Origin of the sequence: Pseudomonas sp. CFBP 13711, assembly GCF_014842265.1 — a bacterium.
Taxonomy (GTDB): Bacteria; Pseudomonadota; Gammaproteobacteria; order Pseudomonadales; family Pseudomonadaceae; genus Aquipseudomonas.
The window spans coordinates 305338-322508 of sequence record NZ_JACYVI010000009.1 but is presented as its reverse complement, the minus strand read 5'-3'; the positions used below and the strand labels follow the sequence as shown (position 1 = coordinate 322508).

15 protein-coding genes and 2 pseudogenes are annotated in these 17171 nt (G+C 56.0%); 10 read left to right on the top strand and 7 right to left on the bottom strand.

Annotated features, from left to right (window positions below; translation table 11 throughout):
• The coding region (locus IFT47_RS18455; protein WP_192176535.1) for an EAL domain-containing protein at positions 1-917 on the top strand (917 nt) is incomplete at its 5' end.
• A 42-nt stretch (positions 918-959) separates the two neighbouring features.
• Here IFT47_RS18455 and IFT47_RS18450 read toward each other — a convergent pair.
• A pseudogene (locus IFT47_RS18450) lies at positions 960-1931 on the bottom strand (tyrosine-type recombinase/integrase).
• Between the two features lie 235 nt (positions 1932-2166).
• On the opposite strand from IFT47_RS18450, the gene IFT47_RS18445 reads away from it, so the two are divergent.
• The 5 genes from IFT47_RS18445 to IFT47_RS18425 all read left to right on the top strand — a co-directional run bounded on the left by IFT47_RS18445 (position 2167) and on the right by IFT47_RS18425 (position 5173).
• Complete coding sequence (locus tag IFT47_RS18445) at positions 2167-3264, top strand: alpha/beta hydrolase (RefSeq protein ID WP_192176534.1); 1098 nt, start codon at positions 2167-2169, stop codon at positions 3262-3264.
• Positions 3265-3703: 439 nt separating this feature from the next.
• On the top strand, positions 3704-4012 hold the full coding sequence (locus IFT47_RS18440) for a putative quinol monooxygenase (RefSeq protein WP_192173826.1): 309 nt from the start codon (positions 3704-3706) through the stop codon (positions 4010-4012).
• A gap of 52 nt (positions 4013-4064) precedes the next feature.
• Entirely contained in the window at positions 4065-4433 is a 369-nt protein-coding gene (locus IFT47_RS18435) for a hypothetical protein (RefSeq protein ID WP_192173825.1), read from the top strand.
• A 254-nt stretch (positions 4434-4687) separates the two neighbouring features.
• Complete coding sequence (locus tag IFT47_RS18430) at positions 4688-4936, top strand: hypothetical protein (RefSeq protein ID WP_192173824.1); 249 nt, start codon at positions 4688-4690, stop codon at positions 4934-4936.
• A 12-nt stretch (positions 4937-4948) separates the two neighbouring features.
• Positions 4949-5173, top strand: a complete 225-nt coding sequence (locus tag IFT47_RS18425) for an Arc family DNA-binding protein (RefSeq protein WP_192173823.1) — start codon at positions 4949-4951, stop codon at positions 5171-5173.
• Positions 5174-5914: 741 nt separating this feature from the next.
• Here IFT47_RS18425 and IFT47_RS18420 read toward each other — a convergent pair.
• Complete coding sequence (locus tag IFT47_RS18420; protein WP_192173822.1) at positions 5915-6475, bottom strand: hypothetical protein; 561 nt, start codon at positions 6473-6475, stop codon at positions 5915-5917.
• A gap of 450 nt (positions 6476-6925) precedes the next feature.
• Between IFT47_RS18420 and IFT47_RS18415 the strand changes: the two genes are divergently transcribed.
• On the top strand, positions 6926-7213 hold the full coding sequence (locus IFT47_RS18415) for a hypothetical protein (RefSeq protein ID WP_192173821.1): 288 nt from the start codon (positions 6926-6928) through the stop codon (positions 7211-7213).
• Between the two features lie 99 nt (positions 7214-7312).
• Entirely contained in the window at positions 7313-8239 is a 927-nt protein-coding gene (locus IFT47_RS18410; RefSeq protein WP_192173820.1) for a LysR substrate-binding domain-containing protein, read from the top strand.
• A gap of 119 nt (positions 8240-8358) precedes the next feature.
• Here IFT47_RS18410 and IFT47_RS18405 read toward each other — a convergent pair whose 3' ends face one another.
• The 5 genes and pseudogenes from IFT47_RS18405 to IFT47_RS18385 all read right to left on the bottom strand — a co-directional run bounded on the left by IFT47_RS18405 (position 8359) and on the right by IFT47_RS18385 (position 14787).
• The gene (locus IFT47_RS18405) at positions 8359-9420 is read right to left on the bottom strand and encodes a haloacid dehalogenase-like hydrolase (protein WP_244655996.1); all 1062 of its coding nucleotides are present in this window, start codon (positions 9418-9420) and stop codon (positions 8359-8361) included.
• Between the two features lie 400 nt (positions 9421-9820).
• Positions 9821-10788, bottom strand: a pseudogene (locus tag IFT47_RS18400) (tyrosine-type recombinase/integrase).
• Between the two features lie 479 nt (positions 10789-11267).
• Positions 11268-11747 carry a nuclear transport factor 2 family protein gene (locus IFT47_RS18395; RefSeq protein ID WP_192173818.1) on the bottom strand — a complete coding sequence of 160 codons (480 nt, stop codon included), beginning with the start codon at positions 11745-11747 and terminating at the stop codon, positions 11268-11270.
• A gap of 49 nt (positions 11748-11796) precedes the next feature.
• The gene (locus IFT47_RS18390; RefSeq protein WP_192173817.1) at positions 11797-12375 is read right to left on the bottom strand and encodes a TetR/AcrR family transcriptional regulator; all 579 of its coding nucleotides are present in this window, start codon (positions 12373-12375) and stop codon (positions 11797-11799) included.
• Positions 12376-12432: 57 nt separating this feature from the next.
• A complete protein-coding gene (locus IFT47_RS18385) occupies positions 12433-14787 on the bottom strand; it encodes an FdhF/YdeP family oxidoreductase (RefSeq protein ID WP_192173816.1) in 2355 nt (784 codons plus the stop codon).
• On the opposite strand from IFT47_RS18385, the gene IFT47_RS18380 reads away from it, so the two are divergent.
• Both IFT47_RS18380 and IFT47_RS18375 read left to right on the top strand, forming a co-directional pair.
• The gene (locus IFT47_RS18380; protein ID WP_192173815.1) at positions 14786-14986 is read left to right on the top strand and encodes a hypothetical protein; all 201 of its coding nucleotides are present in this window, start codon (positions 14786-14788) and stop codon (positions 14984-14986) included. The two genes, IFT47_RS18385 and IFT47_RS18380, sit on opposite strands and share 2 nt — an antisense overlap.
• A gap of 20 nt (positions 14987-15006) precedes the next feature.
• On the top strand, positions 15007-17169 hold the full coding sequence (locus IFT47_RS18375; protein ID WP_192173814.1) for a mechanosensitive ion channel family protein: 2163 nt from the start codon (positions 15007-15009) through the stop codon (positions 17167-17169).
• Positions 17170-17171: the final 2 nt, after the last annotated feature.

Sequence of the window (17171 nt, the reverse complement as noted above, 5' to 3'; positions counted from 1 at the left end):
GCATCTCTCGTTCGTGGGTCGACGCTACCGAAACCTCAGCGCTATTGCACTGCGCAGATGTAGCAATGTACAGGGGTAAGGTTACGGGTCGTTCAACCTACCATTTTTACGAAACAGAGCATGGGCTCCAATATCAGGCTCAAATCGATGAAGACGCTGCGCTTAAACAGGCAGTGGAACTGAATGAGATCGTTCCATTCTATCAGCCTATTGTTGCACTGCCTTCTCAGGAAGTCGTCGGATTTGAGATCTTGGCCAGATGGCTCAAGCCAGATGGGAGCACTGGGATGCCTGCTGATTTTATTCCAGCGCTTGAACGCCTAGGGTTGATCCCCATGATGACTCAATCTCTCGTTAAGCAAGCTTGTAACGCTGCCAGGGATTGGGACGATCATCTTCATCTTTCGCTAAACGTCAGTGCAGCAATGATCACCGATGAGCTTTTTCCTGATCGGTTCCTGGATCAGTTGCGCCATGAGCAGTTTCCATTTGACCGCTTTGAGGTCGAAATAACCGAAGAGGCCTTGGTCGGTAACATCGAAGCTGCCGAGCGCAACCTGAACAGACTTCACGCACATGGCATCACAGTGGCACTTGATGACTTCGGCACTGGATACTCAGGCCTTTACCATTTGACACGTTTGTCCATTGATAAAATCAAGATAGACCGATCTTTTTTTGAGCTCGGTAAGACTGATCATCGTCCAATGGTAGAAGCTATTTTAGGGATGGCACGTAGCCTGAATATGAAAGTGACGGCGGAAGGCATCGAGGATTTTCACTCACCCTCCCTTCCATCATGGCTGGCCAGCAATGGGTGTAACTATGCTCAGGGGTATCACTACGGTCGGCCGCAGGCTTACGTTTCACGCTCCGTAGCTGGAGTTCCGGATCCTGAAGTTCTATCGCGACTCTAGCTGGTCGTGCAGCTCCTGTCAGTTTTCTTGCCGGCCTTCTATTTAATACCTCACCTTGTAGGTGGGTGAATCCTCTGGTCGGTTCTCACGTCGATCATAGATCTTTTTCGTGCTGATGTCGGCATGACCCAGCCAGGCCTGAACCTTGGCGATATCGGCTTCATGCTCCAAGGCATTGGTGGCTGCGGTGGCTCTGAGTCAATGCACCCCCAGGCCGTCGACCTGAATCCCGGCCTTTTTCGCTTAAGCCGCCACCACGGTATAGATGCCATCGGCCGTGACCCGCCAGCCTGCCTCGCCGCGGTATGAACAGCGGCACCTTCCTGTCCGCCACATGATGCCCCGAGCTTTCCAGGTACTGGTGAATGCGCCCCGCTGCCACCGGGTGCATTGGCAGGTAGCGCACCTTGCCGCCCTTGCCATGCACCTTTAAATGCTGAATACCACGGGGCTCCTGGATGTCGCTCACCTGCAGCAGCGCCGTTTCTTGACGGCGCAGCCCGTGGTAGAGAAGAACAGCCAATAGCGCCCGGTCGCGCAGACCTTTCAGCGTGGTTTTATCCGGCGCCTCAAGCAGCGCCTTCGCCTGGTGATCACCCAATGCTGGTGTCTTGCCTTCGTTGCTTTCAATCTTCGGTCGTTTTACTCCGTGCACTGGATTGTCGCCAGCGATTGCATTGCTCTCCAGGAGGTGATCAAACAGGCTGGCCAGGCGGCCAATTTGCGTCGGATCGTGGCGCCCGCCCAACCGCAATGCTCGAGCTGGGCACGCTAGGCCAGAACGCGCGATCGGGTCACAACGCGAAACTCATCGGCCGAAGCCAGGCCGACAAAACCACAGAAGTCTTCCAGGTCATTTTGATACGCGCGGCGTGTCCGAGGGTTGTCCAGGTTAGCAAACCACTCCACTGCGGCGGGAACCTGGGCCTGTGTCTGAAATTCAACCGACGTGAGCCGACGCTGATCGTTCTGATGGGTTTTCGTCAGTTCCTGCTTATCGTCCTCATGATTGATTCTCTAGAGACCACTGAGAACGGTTTCAGTCACAAAATAGCGTTAAATCGTGTCTATGTGTACGAAACCTATAAAGTACTCGCGCGTAGTATTGGATTTAGCTCCCTACCGCTGATCCGTATGAATGCTGTCTGCCTTGAACGCTACTTGTTTTCCTCGGACAAAGCGTAGGCGCGTCTTCTGCAGCGCCCGCCGCCACTTTCGTGGCCATAGCTGCACTCATCGAGGATTCACCATGCGTTCGTCCCATCCAATACGTTGTACCCTGGTTGCTGCAGTAACCGCCGTCAGCTTGGCAACCTTAGCCGGTTGCGCTCGCGATCCGGAAAAACCTACTTTGTCGGAATTAGCTGTCAGCTCGACCAAAAGCTTGTTCCGCACTGACAGCGACATGCAGAAAGTGCTTAACGCCCAAGCGGCGTTCGATCCTAAAGCCATTGAAAAGATCACGCCGGACGAAGCCCGTAAACAGCCTACTGTGGCTGATGGCGTAAAGCGGGTACTGGCCGACCAGGAGCGTGACAGCAGCCCCACAGCACTGGTCCCGGGCGTGGCAACCCATGAGATCACCGTAGCCGGTGCTGCAGGGAACTTGCCAGCAACCGTCTATACCCCTGCTGGTAACGGACCATTCCCGGTAGTGCTGTATTTCCACGGCGGCGGTTGGGTGATCGCGGACCGTACCGTGTATGACGGTGGCGCCCGCGGCCTGGCCAAGCAGGCCAATGCTATCGTGGTGTCAGTGGACTACCGTCGCGCGCCTGAATATAAATTCCCGGCAGCCCATCTAGACGCTGTTGCTGCCTACCGCTGGCTCACTAACAACGCTGCTAGCATTGGCGGAGACCCTAAACGCCTGGCGTTGGCCGGCGAAAGCGCCGGCGGCAATCTGGCGCTCGCCACTGCTGTGGCAGCACGCGATCAGGGCCTGACCTCGCCCAAGAGTGTGATTGCTGTGTACCCAGTGGGGCAGACCACGACCAACACCGAGTCGTACTTGAAGTACGCTGACGCCAAGCCACTCAATCGCCCCATGATGCTTTGGTTCGTGGCCAATGTGACCAAAAGCTCTGCCGATCTGAAGGATCCACGTTTGGACCTTGTGCACGCCAACCTTCACGGTCTGCCGCCAGTGACTCTGATCAATGCCGAGATCGACCCGCTGCGTGATGACGGTGCGCAGCTGGAGCTGGCGTTGCGAAACCAGGGCGTAAGCGTGGAGCGCAAGCTGTATGACGGCGTGACGCACGAGTTTTTCGGCACCGCTGCGGTGGTGGTAAAGGCTCAGGAAGCACAGGCCTATGCCGGCGCTCGCCTGAAGGCAGCTTTCTAAAACAGCCCTCTGGCTGCTGCGATGTCAAACCGTAGCAGCCAGTACCTTGGCTTACAGCTGGGTCAAAACGTACCTACTGTATGACAAATATGGATCACCAGACGTCCGTCGCAACCGGCGACATCTGACCCAAAACAGACGTGTCAAACGTCACTATTTATCTGAGATTCCTAGAATCGCAAGTCTTCAGTTACGTCTTCAGAACGCTGACCTTGCGACCCCGGCTTACTGAGCCGCCGCCAAGTTGAACGTGACCGCTCGCAGGGCTAGCCCTGTCATCACCCACAAGCGTCGAGGGCGTTCCATAGTCACAAAGTGGGAAAAAGGGTTGCGGCGCAGTAACAGTAGCCTCCCTGTTTTTTCTGAATGAATACCTTACGTGGCATGTCTCATGCGCTGACGGCTCCATTCCGGCGCCGGCATTGCCAGGACTCCCCACATGACTTCACCTCTTAGCGTCGTCGCGATCATGAAAGCCAAGCCAGGCAAGGAAGCGCAATTGAAAAACCTGCTGCAATCCGCCCTGCCGCAATTCCAGCACGAGCCTGGGTGCCAGGCCTATGCGCTGTTGACGGATCTCGAAGACCCCACCCGCTTTGTTTCCTACGAAAGCTGGGACGATGAAGCGGCATTGCAAGCGCACATGAAGGCCCCGACCCTGACAAACGCTATGCCGGTTCTGGAAAATATCCTAGCCGAGCCCATGCAGCAGATTCGCCTTAATCAATTGCCAGGCAGCACCGTCTAGGTCGTGGTGTGCCATGCACGCGTGATTGACATCCGATCAAAGGGAATGAGTCATGAAACATATTTTCTTCACTTCGTTGTTTGTTTTTAGCCTGACCGCTACAGCTGCACAGCAAAGCCTCAATCTTCCAAGCTGTGACATCCAAAACCAACAAGAAACAGCCGGCGAGACTGGCGGGCAGATCAGCGATCCAGGACAAGCACATATCTCAGTAAGAGCGAATGTTCTAAGTGCCGATATCAGTACCTCAAGAAAAGGCCGTGGTATTACCGAGGTTGAAGCACAGCGCATGGTGAAGCGTGTAGAGAACGTCCGGAATGAAACTAATCGGTTCGTCGAGCAGCAGGGTTTCTTGAGCGCGGCAGAGAAAGCTAGCTTTGACCGTGAGTTCGATGCCATTGCGATGCAGCTGTGTAGGTAAGAAAAATTGAGCAACGCCCAATTCCCGTCACGAGTGGGGCTGTGGCCGTAGAGGAATACCGTGATCGAGCAGGAAAAGCGGCTATCGCGCCTGAGGGCTTGATGGCTGATGGTAACCACGGCGAGAAGTCACCCAGTCCACCACCAACACAAATAACGGACATGTCGCTGCATCCACCACAAGTCCTCCCCGTGCGGGCTTTGTCAGTAGTAACAGGGCATCATCGGACCTCAGATCGTCCAGGAAAATCAGCCGTGACCAATCTTAGTGAAACGCTTAGTGCAACTGCCAGAAAATGGCGAAATGCTAACCAGGATCATCGTGGCGGCGTCGTGCTGATCTGGCAAGGCGCAGTGTACGGCTGGAAGGATTCCTTGCGTGACGCGAGCGATGAGAGTCCAGGCGTATACGCTGTGAATGAAACAGATCACATTTTCATTGCCGAAGGCGGTGATGAATACAACGGTGCAAAAGGCTGGGTAGCGGCTTTTTTTGAAAATTAGTAGGAAAAGTCGATGAGTACGAAAAAGCAATCTGCCCCGTATCCATTCCGACTGCCGACAGAGTTGCGCGAACGGCTGGAACACTGCGCGGTGGTGAATAACCGCAACCTCAACGCAGAAATGATCGCACGTTTGGCGACAAGCTTACGTGAGGTTGAGAAAATCGATTTAGTAGTTGAAAACAACGTCATGCTGAAAGCGCTGTGCGCCAAGTTGGAAGTTCAGGCAGAAAGTTAGAGAAAAGTCTGCTGTGCACCACATGTCTTTGGCAGTAGCAGGGCGCGTCTTTCGCGTCCGAGAGTTCAACGGGAAGATCGCTTCCAGAATGTTGCCGATGTGCAAAAAGAGATCACAGATAGGTCATGGATGAAAGCAGAACTCAGTGATGCCCCGGAACGAATTACCCGAAGAGGCCACAGGCGTGGCGTGCAAAGTCTTGTCGCTTGCCTAGCAATAGGCAGTGTCATTGGAGTCAGCGCTTTGCTGTGGGCAATCCGATCGGGGCCCCACCGACAAGTCCCGTCGATGGAGTCCAAAGCCCAGGTGTTGAACGCAGAGGCGGACAGAGGCTCTGTCATACGCTCGAATCCAACATCGTTGGACACAGGTCCGAACCCCGGGTCTCGGCAAACCAGCTTCAATGATCAGAACTTTATCCCGACCGGCGCTCACAACATCGTCACCTTTCAGCACAGCCCCTCTAACCCTCCTCGGGCTGATTCTCCGCAGAAGGTCAAGCTGACGATCGTCCGGCAAAGTCCCAGCATGAAGGATCGGGCGTGCTGGCCTTTCAAGTAGGGGAGTATTGAGTCCCGCAACTGTAGGCTTTCAGTGCGCCTCAAGCATCGCGACTAAGGAAAAAGAGTTAGCCGCGCACCGTGCCGGCCGGCGATAACATCGACATCTTATAAGTGGATGAAGGCAGCTATAAGTTCTTCGAAGTGCCGGTTACCTATACCTCCGAAGTTGCGGTGAATTTTAGCGATGAATCCTGCACACTTCCCGTTTGATGGCTTTAAGCACACGTCTACGAATCAGCCCGCTGAAGGGGCGTATCAGGTACCAATACGGGCGAAATTGGCGCAGGGCAACGGCATCAAGGCACTGCACGCGTGTTTCCGTAACAAGGCGGGTGAGACCGTCACCAAGTTCATTGGCGCTGAATCCGAGCACTAGACGCGCCGCGCCAGGCTGTTCGAAATGCTTAAAACTTTCAGCATCCGGGACGATTTCTTGGCCGTAGTCTAGCTTCCAAAAGCGCCCCGCCAGACCTAATGCGAGAGCTTTATCAGGAATGGTTCCAAGGTTGGTAAAGTTTTCAAGACTGAATGGCGGACGATTGCTAGCGGGAGCATTACCTAGCCTCCAAATTAACCGCTGCGGCATCTCGCGCAACGCGGTCATCGCCCGAACGAGTCGATCCTCGGTACTATCGTAGCTTTCGACAGCCCCCATTACTTGGGCGGCTGTAGCGCGAATATCGAGGGCGTGACGCTCACGAAAATGGTAATGAGGGAGGTAAATATCGAGCAGTTCCATTGCGTGACCTGCGGTTTTCGGTGCCCAACTCTAGCCATCAAGGCGATCGACACGCAAGGGGTATTTCGGCAATAGGGTATGCCTCCCCTCTCTCTTCTCTTAACAGGCGACACGATCAGCCCGGCAAGTAAACGCAATGACATAATAAGCGATCGCATTTTATTGACAGCATGTAAGCCCTCTAAGAACACAGGAAAAGACGCAAGAGCGCGTGGGGTAGCGCGTGATCAAACCGATGTATGAGGCTTGTGCATGGCACGATTAAAATTTTCTGCTAGTCGATATGGTTCCGTCCTCCTATCGCCGAATGCTTAAACGTGGCGAAGGCGGCGGCACCTCAGGCATTGCTCAGGCAAATTAATTACGCAAGATGCAGACCGGCTCAACCAGAGGTGCCAATCGTTTATGTCAAGCTGCCTTTTGGCATGATTTTACAAGTAGAGCGTCAACATGGAGGATATAAACACCCAACTGGTGATTCTGCTGGTGATAAGGCTTTCGCCGAAATGCTCCGAGCAATATCGGATCCTGCCGTGGGATCCGTTGTCTGCCCGGGCGGATATCCAATGGTCCTACCGGGCAGGCCGGGACGAATGGGGGGTGGAGGTTGATAGCCAATTAAGTATCTGCGCTGATGAGCAGTGGTTCTATGTCAGCGCTGAGCAAGTGGCGCGAGAAAACGGCAAGGAGATCCATCTCCGCACCTGGGAGGAACGAGTGGCCCGAGTCGCATTGTGATACAGATGATGGCAGGATGGCAGGATGGCAGGATGGCAGGATGGCAGGATGGCCGCAGGCCGGTTCTGCCTGGGCCCGCCTCTCGTCTCTGGAATTGCCATGTCGCGCCGTAATGTCGACCTACCGCCACTCAATTGTCTACAAACCTTCGAAGCGGCTGCACGCCAACTGAGCTTCACTCAGGCCGCTTACGAATTGAACCTGACCCAGAGTGCGGTAAGTCGCCAGATCAAACGGCTGGAAGAAAACCTGGCCCGACCTTTATTTCACAGACAGGCAACGGGACTCACCCTGACCCCCGCTGGCAATCAGTATTTCCGTACAGTGCAACGACTGTTGCGAGAGCTTGATCGCGAGTCGGCGGAACTGCGTCGTCGCGGTGCGGATGGTCAGCTGACGCTGGCCAGCACACCCACTATCAGCTCTATATGGTTGGCGCAATTGCTGCCGGAGTTCGAGAGCCTGCACCCGGATCTACACATCCGCATCCTGTGCAGCGAAAGCCCGCAACATATCGACGTCAGCGAATATGATCTTGGATTGTTCTATCACCTGGACGAACTCCTCTCACCCCACGGACTGGATCTATCGCCGGTATTCCAGCACGAACAGGTCATCAGCGTATGCAGCCCCGAATACCTGGCGCGACGCGGCATTATTCAGAGTGCGCAACAACTGCTGACCTCCCACACGTTGCTGATCGTTGAAGACCATTTCCATGACTGGCTGACCTGGGCGGACTGGTTTGCAGCCATCGGCGCGGTGTACAGCACCCCACGTCATGCACTGCGCACCAACAGCTATGAACTGCTGATGCAATCAGCCATCCGCGGGCAAGGCGTTTCCCTGGGCTGGCGCAGCCTGCTGGAGACCGAACTGGCGTCCGGGCGTCTGGTCATGGCCTTACCAGATACGATGGTTAGTCGAGGACGCTTGCATCTGATGCAGCCTCACCACCGCAACCCTCCAGCCTCGGTACGCAGTTTCTGTCAGTGGCTGCTGGAACGTGCAGGCAGCGGCGGTTGATTACGCCCTGAGTACACGGCCAGCGCGTGTATCACTCAACGAAACTGATCAACTTCCTTACTCAGCCCGGTAGCCAGCGAGGTCAACCTTTCTGCGGTGACGGCCATCCACACCTCAACCTAGTTGATTTGGTCGGGCCTCACAAAGATCCAATTTTTGTCTGCGGTTACCGCTATTCCATTTTCGGCCTGAGCTTTGGCATTATCCTTGATCATAGTGTCGATCTCGGTTCGAGATTTAGCATTATTATCCAACCAGAGACGCATACCGCCTTTTGTTGAATCCAGCGCATGGAAAAGCATAGGGCCATCGCTGTCTGGAGTATCACCCGCAACGAGAATAGGTTTTTTCCACTGATTAATGTAGGTAGAAATCGCAGCAGGCTTACCAGCAAACCAGGTTGCAGGAGTCCACAAATATGAGGACATTTTGAGCTTGAGATTGGCAACAGAATTGTAACGGCCTTCTGCGATCTGCTTACGCGAAGTCGTCAATTCTCCGCTTTCTCGATCACTAAGCAATGTCGTAACACCTATAACATTTTGTGGTTTTACCCCATAGCCATAACGGGGGTCGCTAGCAATCATCCTCACTAATTCCTCATGCGCTGCTGACACTACATAAACGTTAATACCATTTTCCATCAGTTTACGATAAAGTTCCTGCTGGCCTGCATATAATTTAGGTGCGCGAACTTCGCGAATCTCAATAATATTGTTTTTATCATACTGATAGATAGGAATTGGTTTTTCATAGGCCATTAGTTCGTCAACATATCCTTTGAGCTGAGCCAAGGTGAACCCTGAATATACCTGTGCTGCCCAAGGGTAACAGACCATATTGTCAAAAGCACAAAGCCGGTAATAATAACTGCTCAGGCTTTCTTTGTGGCCGTTTACATCTTTGAAAGGAATGAGCTTTAGGGAGGGGTCAAGGTTTTCTCGGTTAAGTAATCCTTTCATCTCCAGAAAAGGGAGTAGCGCTTCTTCCAAGTCATATTGATAACTAGTGTTGTCCATGTCAAACACTGCGTAGGCGCCGATATTTTTATTTGAATTTATTAAATTGTTCAGATGACTCGCTATTGATGGTGGCCAATGATTAAGTTCGGTAGCGCTTACGGTAAAGCTAATGATGCCTAAGAAAAACAAATATACTGATTTTTGAAGCAAAGAAAACATTAGTCCATCCATGCATGAGTTTGGCGAAATGTAAAGCTCGTTTCGCAATGATACCTGAACGCAATCTGTATTGCACCGCATTCCACTCTTGGGATCAAAATCGTGTTCGTCGGGATACCCTATGCCAGAGCCACTCGTGCTAGTAGTTCATAGAATACCTATGAATTCCAATCGTTGAACTTCACTGTCGTATCACGGGGCGGTAATGTCTAATGCTACGTCAAATGAAAATGCTGGCCACCCTGCTCACGGGTGTGTCAATCATTATTAATACGAGCTTGTTAGTGAAAACATATACATACTCACCGATGAAATTCGCTAGTTTTCAACGCAAGGTTCTCTCACTGCCTGACAATCTGCTTAGTCCAACTCAGGACGCGACCATGGGCCGTTCTACACATTAAACCCCCGTGCCGCAGATCACGGAAAATGTAAACCCCGAGCGATTCTCCCGGCTGTTGTAGATCTTGGTCGTGCTGATGTTGGCAAGTCCGAGCCAAGCCTGGACCTTGGCGATGTCGGCCTCGTGCTCCAGGGCATTGGTGGCTGCGGTTACGCTGAGACCATGGACGCCCAGGCCGTCGACTTCAATCCCGGCTTTTTTCGCGTACGCCGCGACTACCGTATATATGCCGTTGGCCGTGATGCCGGCACCGGCCAGCTTGCCTCGCGGCGGTATGAACAGCGGCACCTTTCTGTCGGCCATATGATGCTCTGAGCTTTCCAGGTACTGATGAATGCGCCCAGCTGCCACCGGGTGCATCGGCAGGTAGCGCACCTTTCCGCTCTTGCTATGCACCTTCAAATGCTGAATACCATGGCGCTCCTGGATGTCGCTCACCTGCAGCAGGCCGCTTCTTCGCGGCGCAGCCCGTGATAAAGAAGAACAGCCAGTATTGCCCGGTCGCGCTGCCCTTTCAGGGTTGTTTCATCGGGCGCCTCGAGCAGCGCCTTCGCCTGGTGATCGCCCATTGCCGGGGTTTTGCCTTCGTTGCTTTTAATCTTCGGTCGTTTCACCCCATGCACGGGATTGCCGCCGGCGATCGCGTTGCTCTCCAGAGGGGATCTAAGAGGCTGGCCAGCGCGGCCAATTTGCGCCGGATCGTGGCGCCGGCCAAACCGCGATGCTCGGGCTGGGCACGCCAGGCCAAAACGTGCGAACGGATGACGACGCGAAACTCATCTGCGGAGGCCAAATCCACAAAGCCGCAGAAGTCTTCTAGATCATTTTGGTAGGCGCGTCGTGTTCGAGGGTAGTCCAGGTTGGCAAACCACTCGACCGCGGCCGGAACCCGGGTCAGTGTCTGAAATTCGACCTGCTGTGAGCCGACGCTGATCGTTCTGGTGGGTTGTCGTCAGCTCTTGCATAGCGCCCTCATCATTGGCTCGGGTGCGTCGTTCATCACACATCCAGTCACGAAATTAACGGGAATACTTCCACCTATACAACCTACGTATCCATCGTCTCCCGTGTTGACGTGGGAGCAGCGTTTGCCATGGCAGGTAAGCCAGAGATCGAAATCCCCGAGTACCTGTTCGGGTGTCATTGCAGCCTCTGTCCCCGTTACCTGCTTCCTCTCTGCCTTTGCTGGGGAGACAGGAATAGCTCGTTGTGGCACATGTAAAGAATAAGGCGCTTTTTAGGTGGAAATTTAGCAAAATACTAGACAAAATGCCGTTCGGGATTGGGCATCTGGCTGATTTACAACTATTTTTACTGCGAAGTAGTTCCCTCAGCTGTACAGAAGATTTTTAAGCAGCGCGTTACCCAAACGCAATAACGCTGCAAACAAAAGCCCCCGCACAGCTCAGCTGTCGGGGGCTTTGTTTTGGGTCGCGTTCGAGGATTACAAACCCAGATCCGACAACCCGGGATGATCGTCAGGACGACGGCCCAGCGGCCAGTGAAACTTGCGATCCGCTTCTTTGATCGGCATGTCATTGATGCAAGCGAATCGCCGCGCCATCAAGCCGTCTTCATTGAATTCCCAATTCTCGTTGCCGTGCGAGCGGAACCAATTGCCTGAGTCGTCGTGCCATTCGTACGCGTAACGCACCGCGATGCGGTTATCGGTGAACGCCCAGAGCTCTTTGATCAGGCGATAGTCGAGCTCCTTGTTCCACTTGCGTATCAGGAAATTTTTCGCCTCTTCACGGTTCTCGGCGAAGTCGGCGCGGTTGCGCCACTTGGTGTCGAGTGTGTAGGCCAGCGAAACCTTTTCGGCGTCACGGCTGTTCCAGCCATCTTCAGCCAGGCGAACCTTCTCGATGGCGGATTCGCGGGTGAAAGGGGGAAGTGGCGGGCGAGTCTGGGCATTGGACGACATGGTGGACCTCCAGGCGGTGATGATTCGGTGGTGGGTGGGACGTTTAAGGCTAGGAACTGGAACGCAAACGCTGCTCCAGCATCAGTTGCGCAACCGCCTTGGCGTTTTCAGCAGCACTGTAGTCACCTATGACGCGGGCGACGGTGATCGCGCCTTCCATGAGGATGAGTAACTGCTTGGCCAAGGCTTGCGGATCGGCAATCCCAATCTGCTCGCAGAGCTCCAGTGTGTAGTCCAGCAGCTTTTGTTTATGCAGTTTGGCGATCAGACGGATGGGGTCTTGCGGGTCGCCCACTTCACCTGCCGTGTTGATGAACGCGCAGCCGCGAAAGCCTTCGGACTCGAACCAGCCTTTGAGCACGTCAAACATATTCAGGATGCGCGCTTCAGAGGTGTCAGCCTTGTCGGACTCAGTCCGGAACCAGTCCATCCAGCGCACGTCACGGGCGTTGAGTGCAGCGGCGGCCACATCGTCTTTGGTGGCGAAATAGCGATAGATGCTTTTCCTCGCGACGCCCGACGTCTTTACCAGAAGGTCCATGCCGGTGGCCTGGATGCCGTTCTGATAAATGAGTTGCTCGGCAGTCGCGAGGATTTTCTCACGGGTGAGGTTCGTTGATATATTCATGACGCAGAAGGTAGAACGTACGTTCTCCTGCGTCAAGCCACTCATTCAAAAACAGGCTCAACGCACCTGATCGGACTCCGGCAGCGCACGTTTCAAATCGGCTGCGCTGGGTGAGGCCTTGGCCAGCGTAACGGGGATGGATTTGGCCGCAGGCACCTTGCTGCGTTCAGCGTGGTGCCACAACGGAACGAGTGGGTTGCACTCGGGGTAGTACGCTGCGCAGCAGTTTTCGGGGATGTCGTAAGCGATGATCTGCAGAGGCCCTACCGAACGCGTGACCTGCGGCTCGATGGCGGTGGTGACGTTGACCCAGTCTCCCGGTTTGAAGCCCATTCGCAGGACATCATTACGGTTCATGAAGATGACCGCGCGGGTGCCGCTGACGCCACGGAAGCGATCTTCGTAGCCGTAGATCGTGGTGTTGAACTGGTCGTTGCTGCGCAGCGTCATCAGTTGCAGCACGTCGCGGCGAGTATGGTTCGGGTACACGTCATCGTCTTCTTCAAGCAGCTCGGGCGTAATGAACATTGCGCGACCGCTCTCGGTTTTCCATTCACGCTTCGCTGCGGCAATGGGGCGATGAAAACCGCCGGTTTCCCACATGCGGGTTTCCATGTCGTGGAAAATCTCGGGGTAGACCTGAGCGATGCCCTGACGAATCAGCGCGTAATCGCGGCGCCAGGCGTCCCAGTCGATTTGAGTGGTCCCAGGTAACGTTGCCTCGGCGATGCCCGCGAGGATGGCGATTTCGGCGCGGAGATGGGCGCTGGCGGGTTCGCTATTACCCTGCCAGGCCCGCACGCAGCCGGTGCTGTCTTCAGTGGTATAGACCTGCTCGACGCCATTTTGCACATCCTTTTCGATGCGCCCGAGGCAGGGCAGGATCCACGCGTTTTTCCCCGGGACTAGATGTGTGCGGTTCAGCTTGGTCGCTATCTGGACGTTCAGGTCCAACGTGTTCCAGGCCGGCTCCATGCGGGAAGTGTCCGGGATAGCCCGCAGAAAATTCCCGCCGAGCCCGATGAATCCGCGCACGCTCCCATCCAGCAGTCCTTCGCAGGTCTCAACGGTGTTCAAGCCTTTTTTCGACGGGACCGAGAAGCCATACAGCGCCTCAATCTTATCCACAGGAATTTTTTTCGGGTCTTCGGTAATGCCAACCGTGCGCTGCCCCTGCACATTGGAGTGACCTCGCACCGGGCAAATCCCGGCGCCGCGCTTGCCGATGTTGCCGCGCAGCAGGAGCAAATTCACCAACATTTGCACGTTGGTCACCCCGCGCCGGTGTTGGGTGATGCCCATGCCGTACACCAGCATCACGCGCTCGTGTCTGGCGTACACCGTCGCCACTGCCTCCAGCGCGCTACGGCTGAGTCCTGCCTGACGCTCGATGGTTTCCCACGGTGTTTGGAGCACGCAGTCGCAGAACTCGGCAAACCCTTCAGTGTGCTGGGCGATAAACGCCTGATCGATGATCCCGGGCTGACCCTTTGCCAGCGCCGCTTCATCCATTTCAAACAGCGACTTGGCGATGCCTAGCACAACCGCCGTGTCGCCACCGATTGCCAACTGATGGTATTGGGTGCTGATGACCGTCGACTTCGGCCCGAGCATTTCCACGGGGGACTGCGGATTGACGAAGCGCTCGAGGCCGCGCTCGCGGATCGGGTTGAAAGTGATGATCGGCACGTCACGCTGCCGGGCTTCACGTAGTTGATGCAGCATCCGTGGGCTGTTGCTGCCTACGTTCTGGCCGAAAAACAGGATGCAGTCGGTGTGCTCGAAGTCATCCAGCGTCACCGTTCCTACAGGTACCCCAATACTTTCCTGCAAGCCTACCGAGGTGCTCTCGTGGCACATGTTCGAGCTGTCGGGCAGATTGTTGTTGCCGTAGGCGCGGGCGATGAGCTGGTACATGAACGATGTTTCCAGCGAGGCCCGGCCCGATGCATAAAAAACCACGCTGTCGGGCGTCATGCTTTTCAGCTGCGCGCCAATGTCACGGTAGGCTTCCTCCCACGTGGTTTCCTGATAGCGATCGGTCGCTGCGTTGTACCGCATGGGGTGCGTGAGGCGGCCCTGTTGCTCAAGGTCGTAATCGGGCCACTGGCGCAGTTCGGTGAGCGTGTGCCGGGCGAAAAAGGCCGGGTCGGTCTTGCGCGACGTCAGCTCCCAAGCAGTGGCCTTCGCGCCGTTTTCGCAAAACTCGAGGCTGTGGGGTTTGCCGGGCTTGGCCCACGCGCAGCTGACGCAGGCAAAACCGCCGGGCTTGTTTTGCTTGATCAGCGGCAGGCCTGCTCGAATCGGCGCCTGCTCGCGCCAGAGGATCTCCATCACCGACTTTGCCGAGCCCCAGCCGCCGGCGGCAGACGTGTAGGGACGGAAATGAGCTTTGGGATGGATAAGCGACATGGAGTTGATCCTCGGCGGAGCGGGCGCACTGGAGACAGTCGCCCTCGTTAAGGCTACGACGAAGCGGCTCGGTAAAGGTTCGTTACATTTGCTGGCGGGCAGACCGTCAACGGCCAACATGACGATTGCGCCTTGGAAACGAACTTGCTGGATGAAATTCGATCAGTTCCAGAGGGCCGATTTTTCCACGGTTCCCTGACCGAAGGAGTGACTCGCGTTTTGCCGAATTTCAAACCCTTTCTGTTGCTGTGCCTGCTGTTAAGCGTTTTCAGCGTCAATGTTCAAGCCGCCGACGCCCCCGCCGCTGCCACTGCTCCCACTGCTGGCGCTGCCGCACCTGCCGACCCGGCGCCAGAGGATCCTGCCAAAGCGGAGATTCTGGTCAAAGGCGGATTGCTCGGCGCCATCAGTTCCAGCATCGACAGCGTTCAAGACAAGCTCGATGTGGATGGCCACTTGCTCGACTCCTGGCGCCTGCGCGCCGACCGAGCCGCTGACGAGATCGACGCGCTGGTCAACAAGCCGCAGTCGCGCTCAGCGTGGCGGATTGCCGGCGATTTCGTGATGCTGTCCCTGGTGTGGGCGGGCGCGTTCCTGCTGCTCAACCGAATCGGCGCGTTTCTGGTCACTCGGTTATCACGGCATCGGTTCCTGATTCGCCGCGATCGCGTGGTCGGGGTGCTGGGCTATGTGCTGCCATACATGGTGCCGGCGCTGATCTGCCTGCCGCTGACCCTCTACGTCAGTCACTTCATGCCGACCTCGGTGGGGCGCGCGCTGGCGCTGTGTCTGGCGTACTCGACCAGCAGCGGAATTTTCTCCACATCCGTGCTGTTGTCGCTGATCGTGCTGTTCAATTCGGGCCACAAACGGCCGGCGGTGCGCATCATTCGTCACTACGCGCCGCACCCGTTGTTCATCATCGGCTTTCTCGCGGCGTTGAGCGACGCGCTGACCAGTCCGCAGATTGCCCGGCTGTTCGGCGGCAACGTGACCACCAGCATCGCCGCGTTTACCGGGCTGATGGCGTCGGTCATGTTTGGCATGGTCGTCATCCGCATGCGTCGGCCGATCGCCCATCTGATCCGCAACCGTTCCCTCGGCGCCCGGCTGGCGCGGCCCGCGGTGCAACAGACGCTGAAGATTTTCTCCAGCCTGTGGCACTTGCCGATCCTGCTGATGATTCTGGTCTCGGCGGTGAATCTGATCGGCGCCGGCGAAGGCAGCCAGGAAGCCTTGCGTTGCGCGTTGCTGACGACGGTCCTGTTGATCGGCGCGGTGTTTCTCAGCACCTTGTTCCAGCACGTGTTCAAGCCCACCGAGGCGCGAACCGACAGTGTTTACAAGGAGCGTCTGCTGAGCCTGTTGCACGCCGTCATGCGTATCGCGCTGGCGATCGGCTTCATCGAGTTGCTGGGCCGGATCTGGGGCTTCTCGCTGTTTGAATTCGCCCAACGCAATGCGCTGGGCAAAGTGATCAGCGATTCGCTGAGCAGCATCGGTCTGATTCTTCTGGTGACCTGGCTGCTGTGGGTGGTAATGGACACGGCCATTCAGGAAGCCCTGAAGCCTCCGGCCAATGGACGTTCCGCGCGTCAGCCGAGCACGCGGGTGAAGACCATCCTGCCGCTGTTGCGCAACGCGATGAAGATCATCCTGGTGGTGATCTGCACCATCACGACGATGGCGAACCTGGGCATCAACGTCGCGCCACTGCTGGCCGGTGCCGGGGTAGTCGGTCTGGCGATCGGTTTCGGTTCGCAGCAGTTGGTGCAGGACGTCATTACCGGACTGTTCATCATCATCGAGGACACCATCTCCATCGGCGACTGGGTGGTGCTGGATTCGGGCCACGCCGGTACCGTCGAGAGCCTGACCATCCGCACCCTGCGTCTGCGCGACGGCAAGGGCTTCGTGCATTCGGTGCCGTTCGGACAGATCAAGGCCGTCACCAACCAGTCCCGACAGTTCGCTTATGCGTTTTTCTCGTTCCAGTTCACTTATGACACGGACGTTGACGCGGCGACCTCGCTGATTCGTGAAGCGGGCCAGTCGATCAGCGACGATTTGCTGCTGGCGAGCAAACTGCAGGGGCCGCTGGAGGTGTTCGGGCTGGACCGCATGGACATGAATGGGATCGTCATCACGGCGCAGTTCCGCACCTCTTCGGGTGGGCAGTACGCGGTGAGCCGTGCATTCAACGACCGGCTCAAGCGGCTTGTGGATAAGTCGGCTGAGGTGCGATTCGCGCAAACTTATCCACAACTGGTGATGAGCCCACACAATCGTCAGGCACCTGAGGGGGAAGAGGGCGCTGAGCAACAAGCGCTGCCCGGCAAGATATCGGTGGTGAACAAGGACGGGTCCGAAAGCCCGGTTTGAGA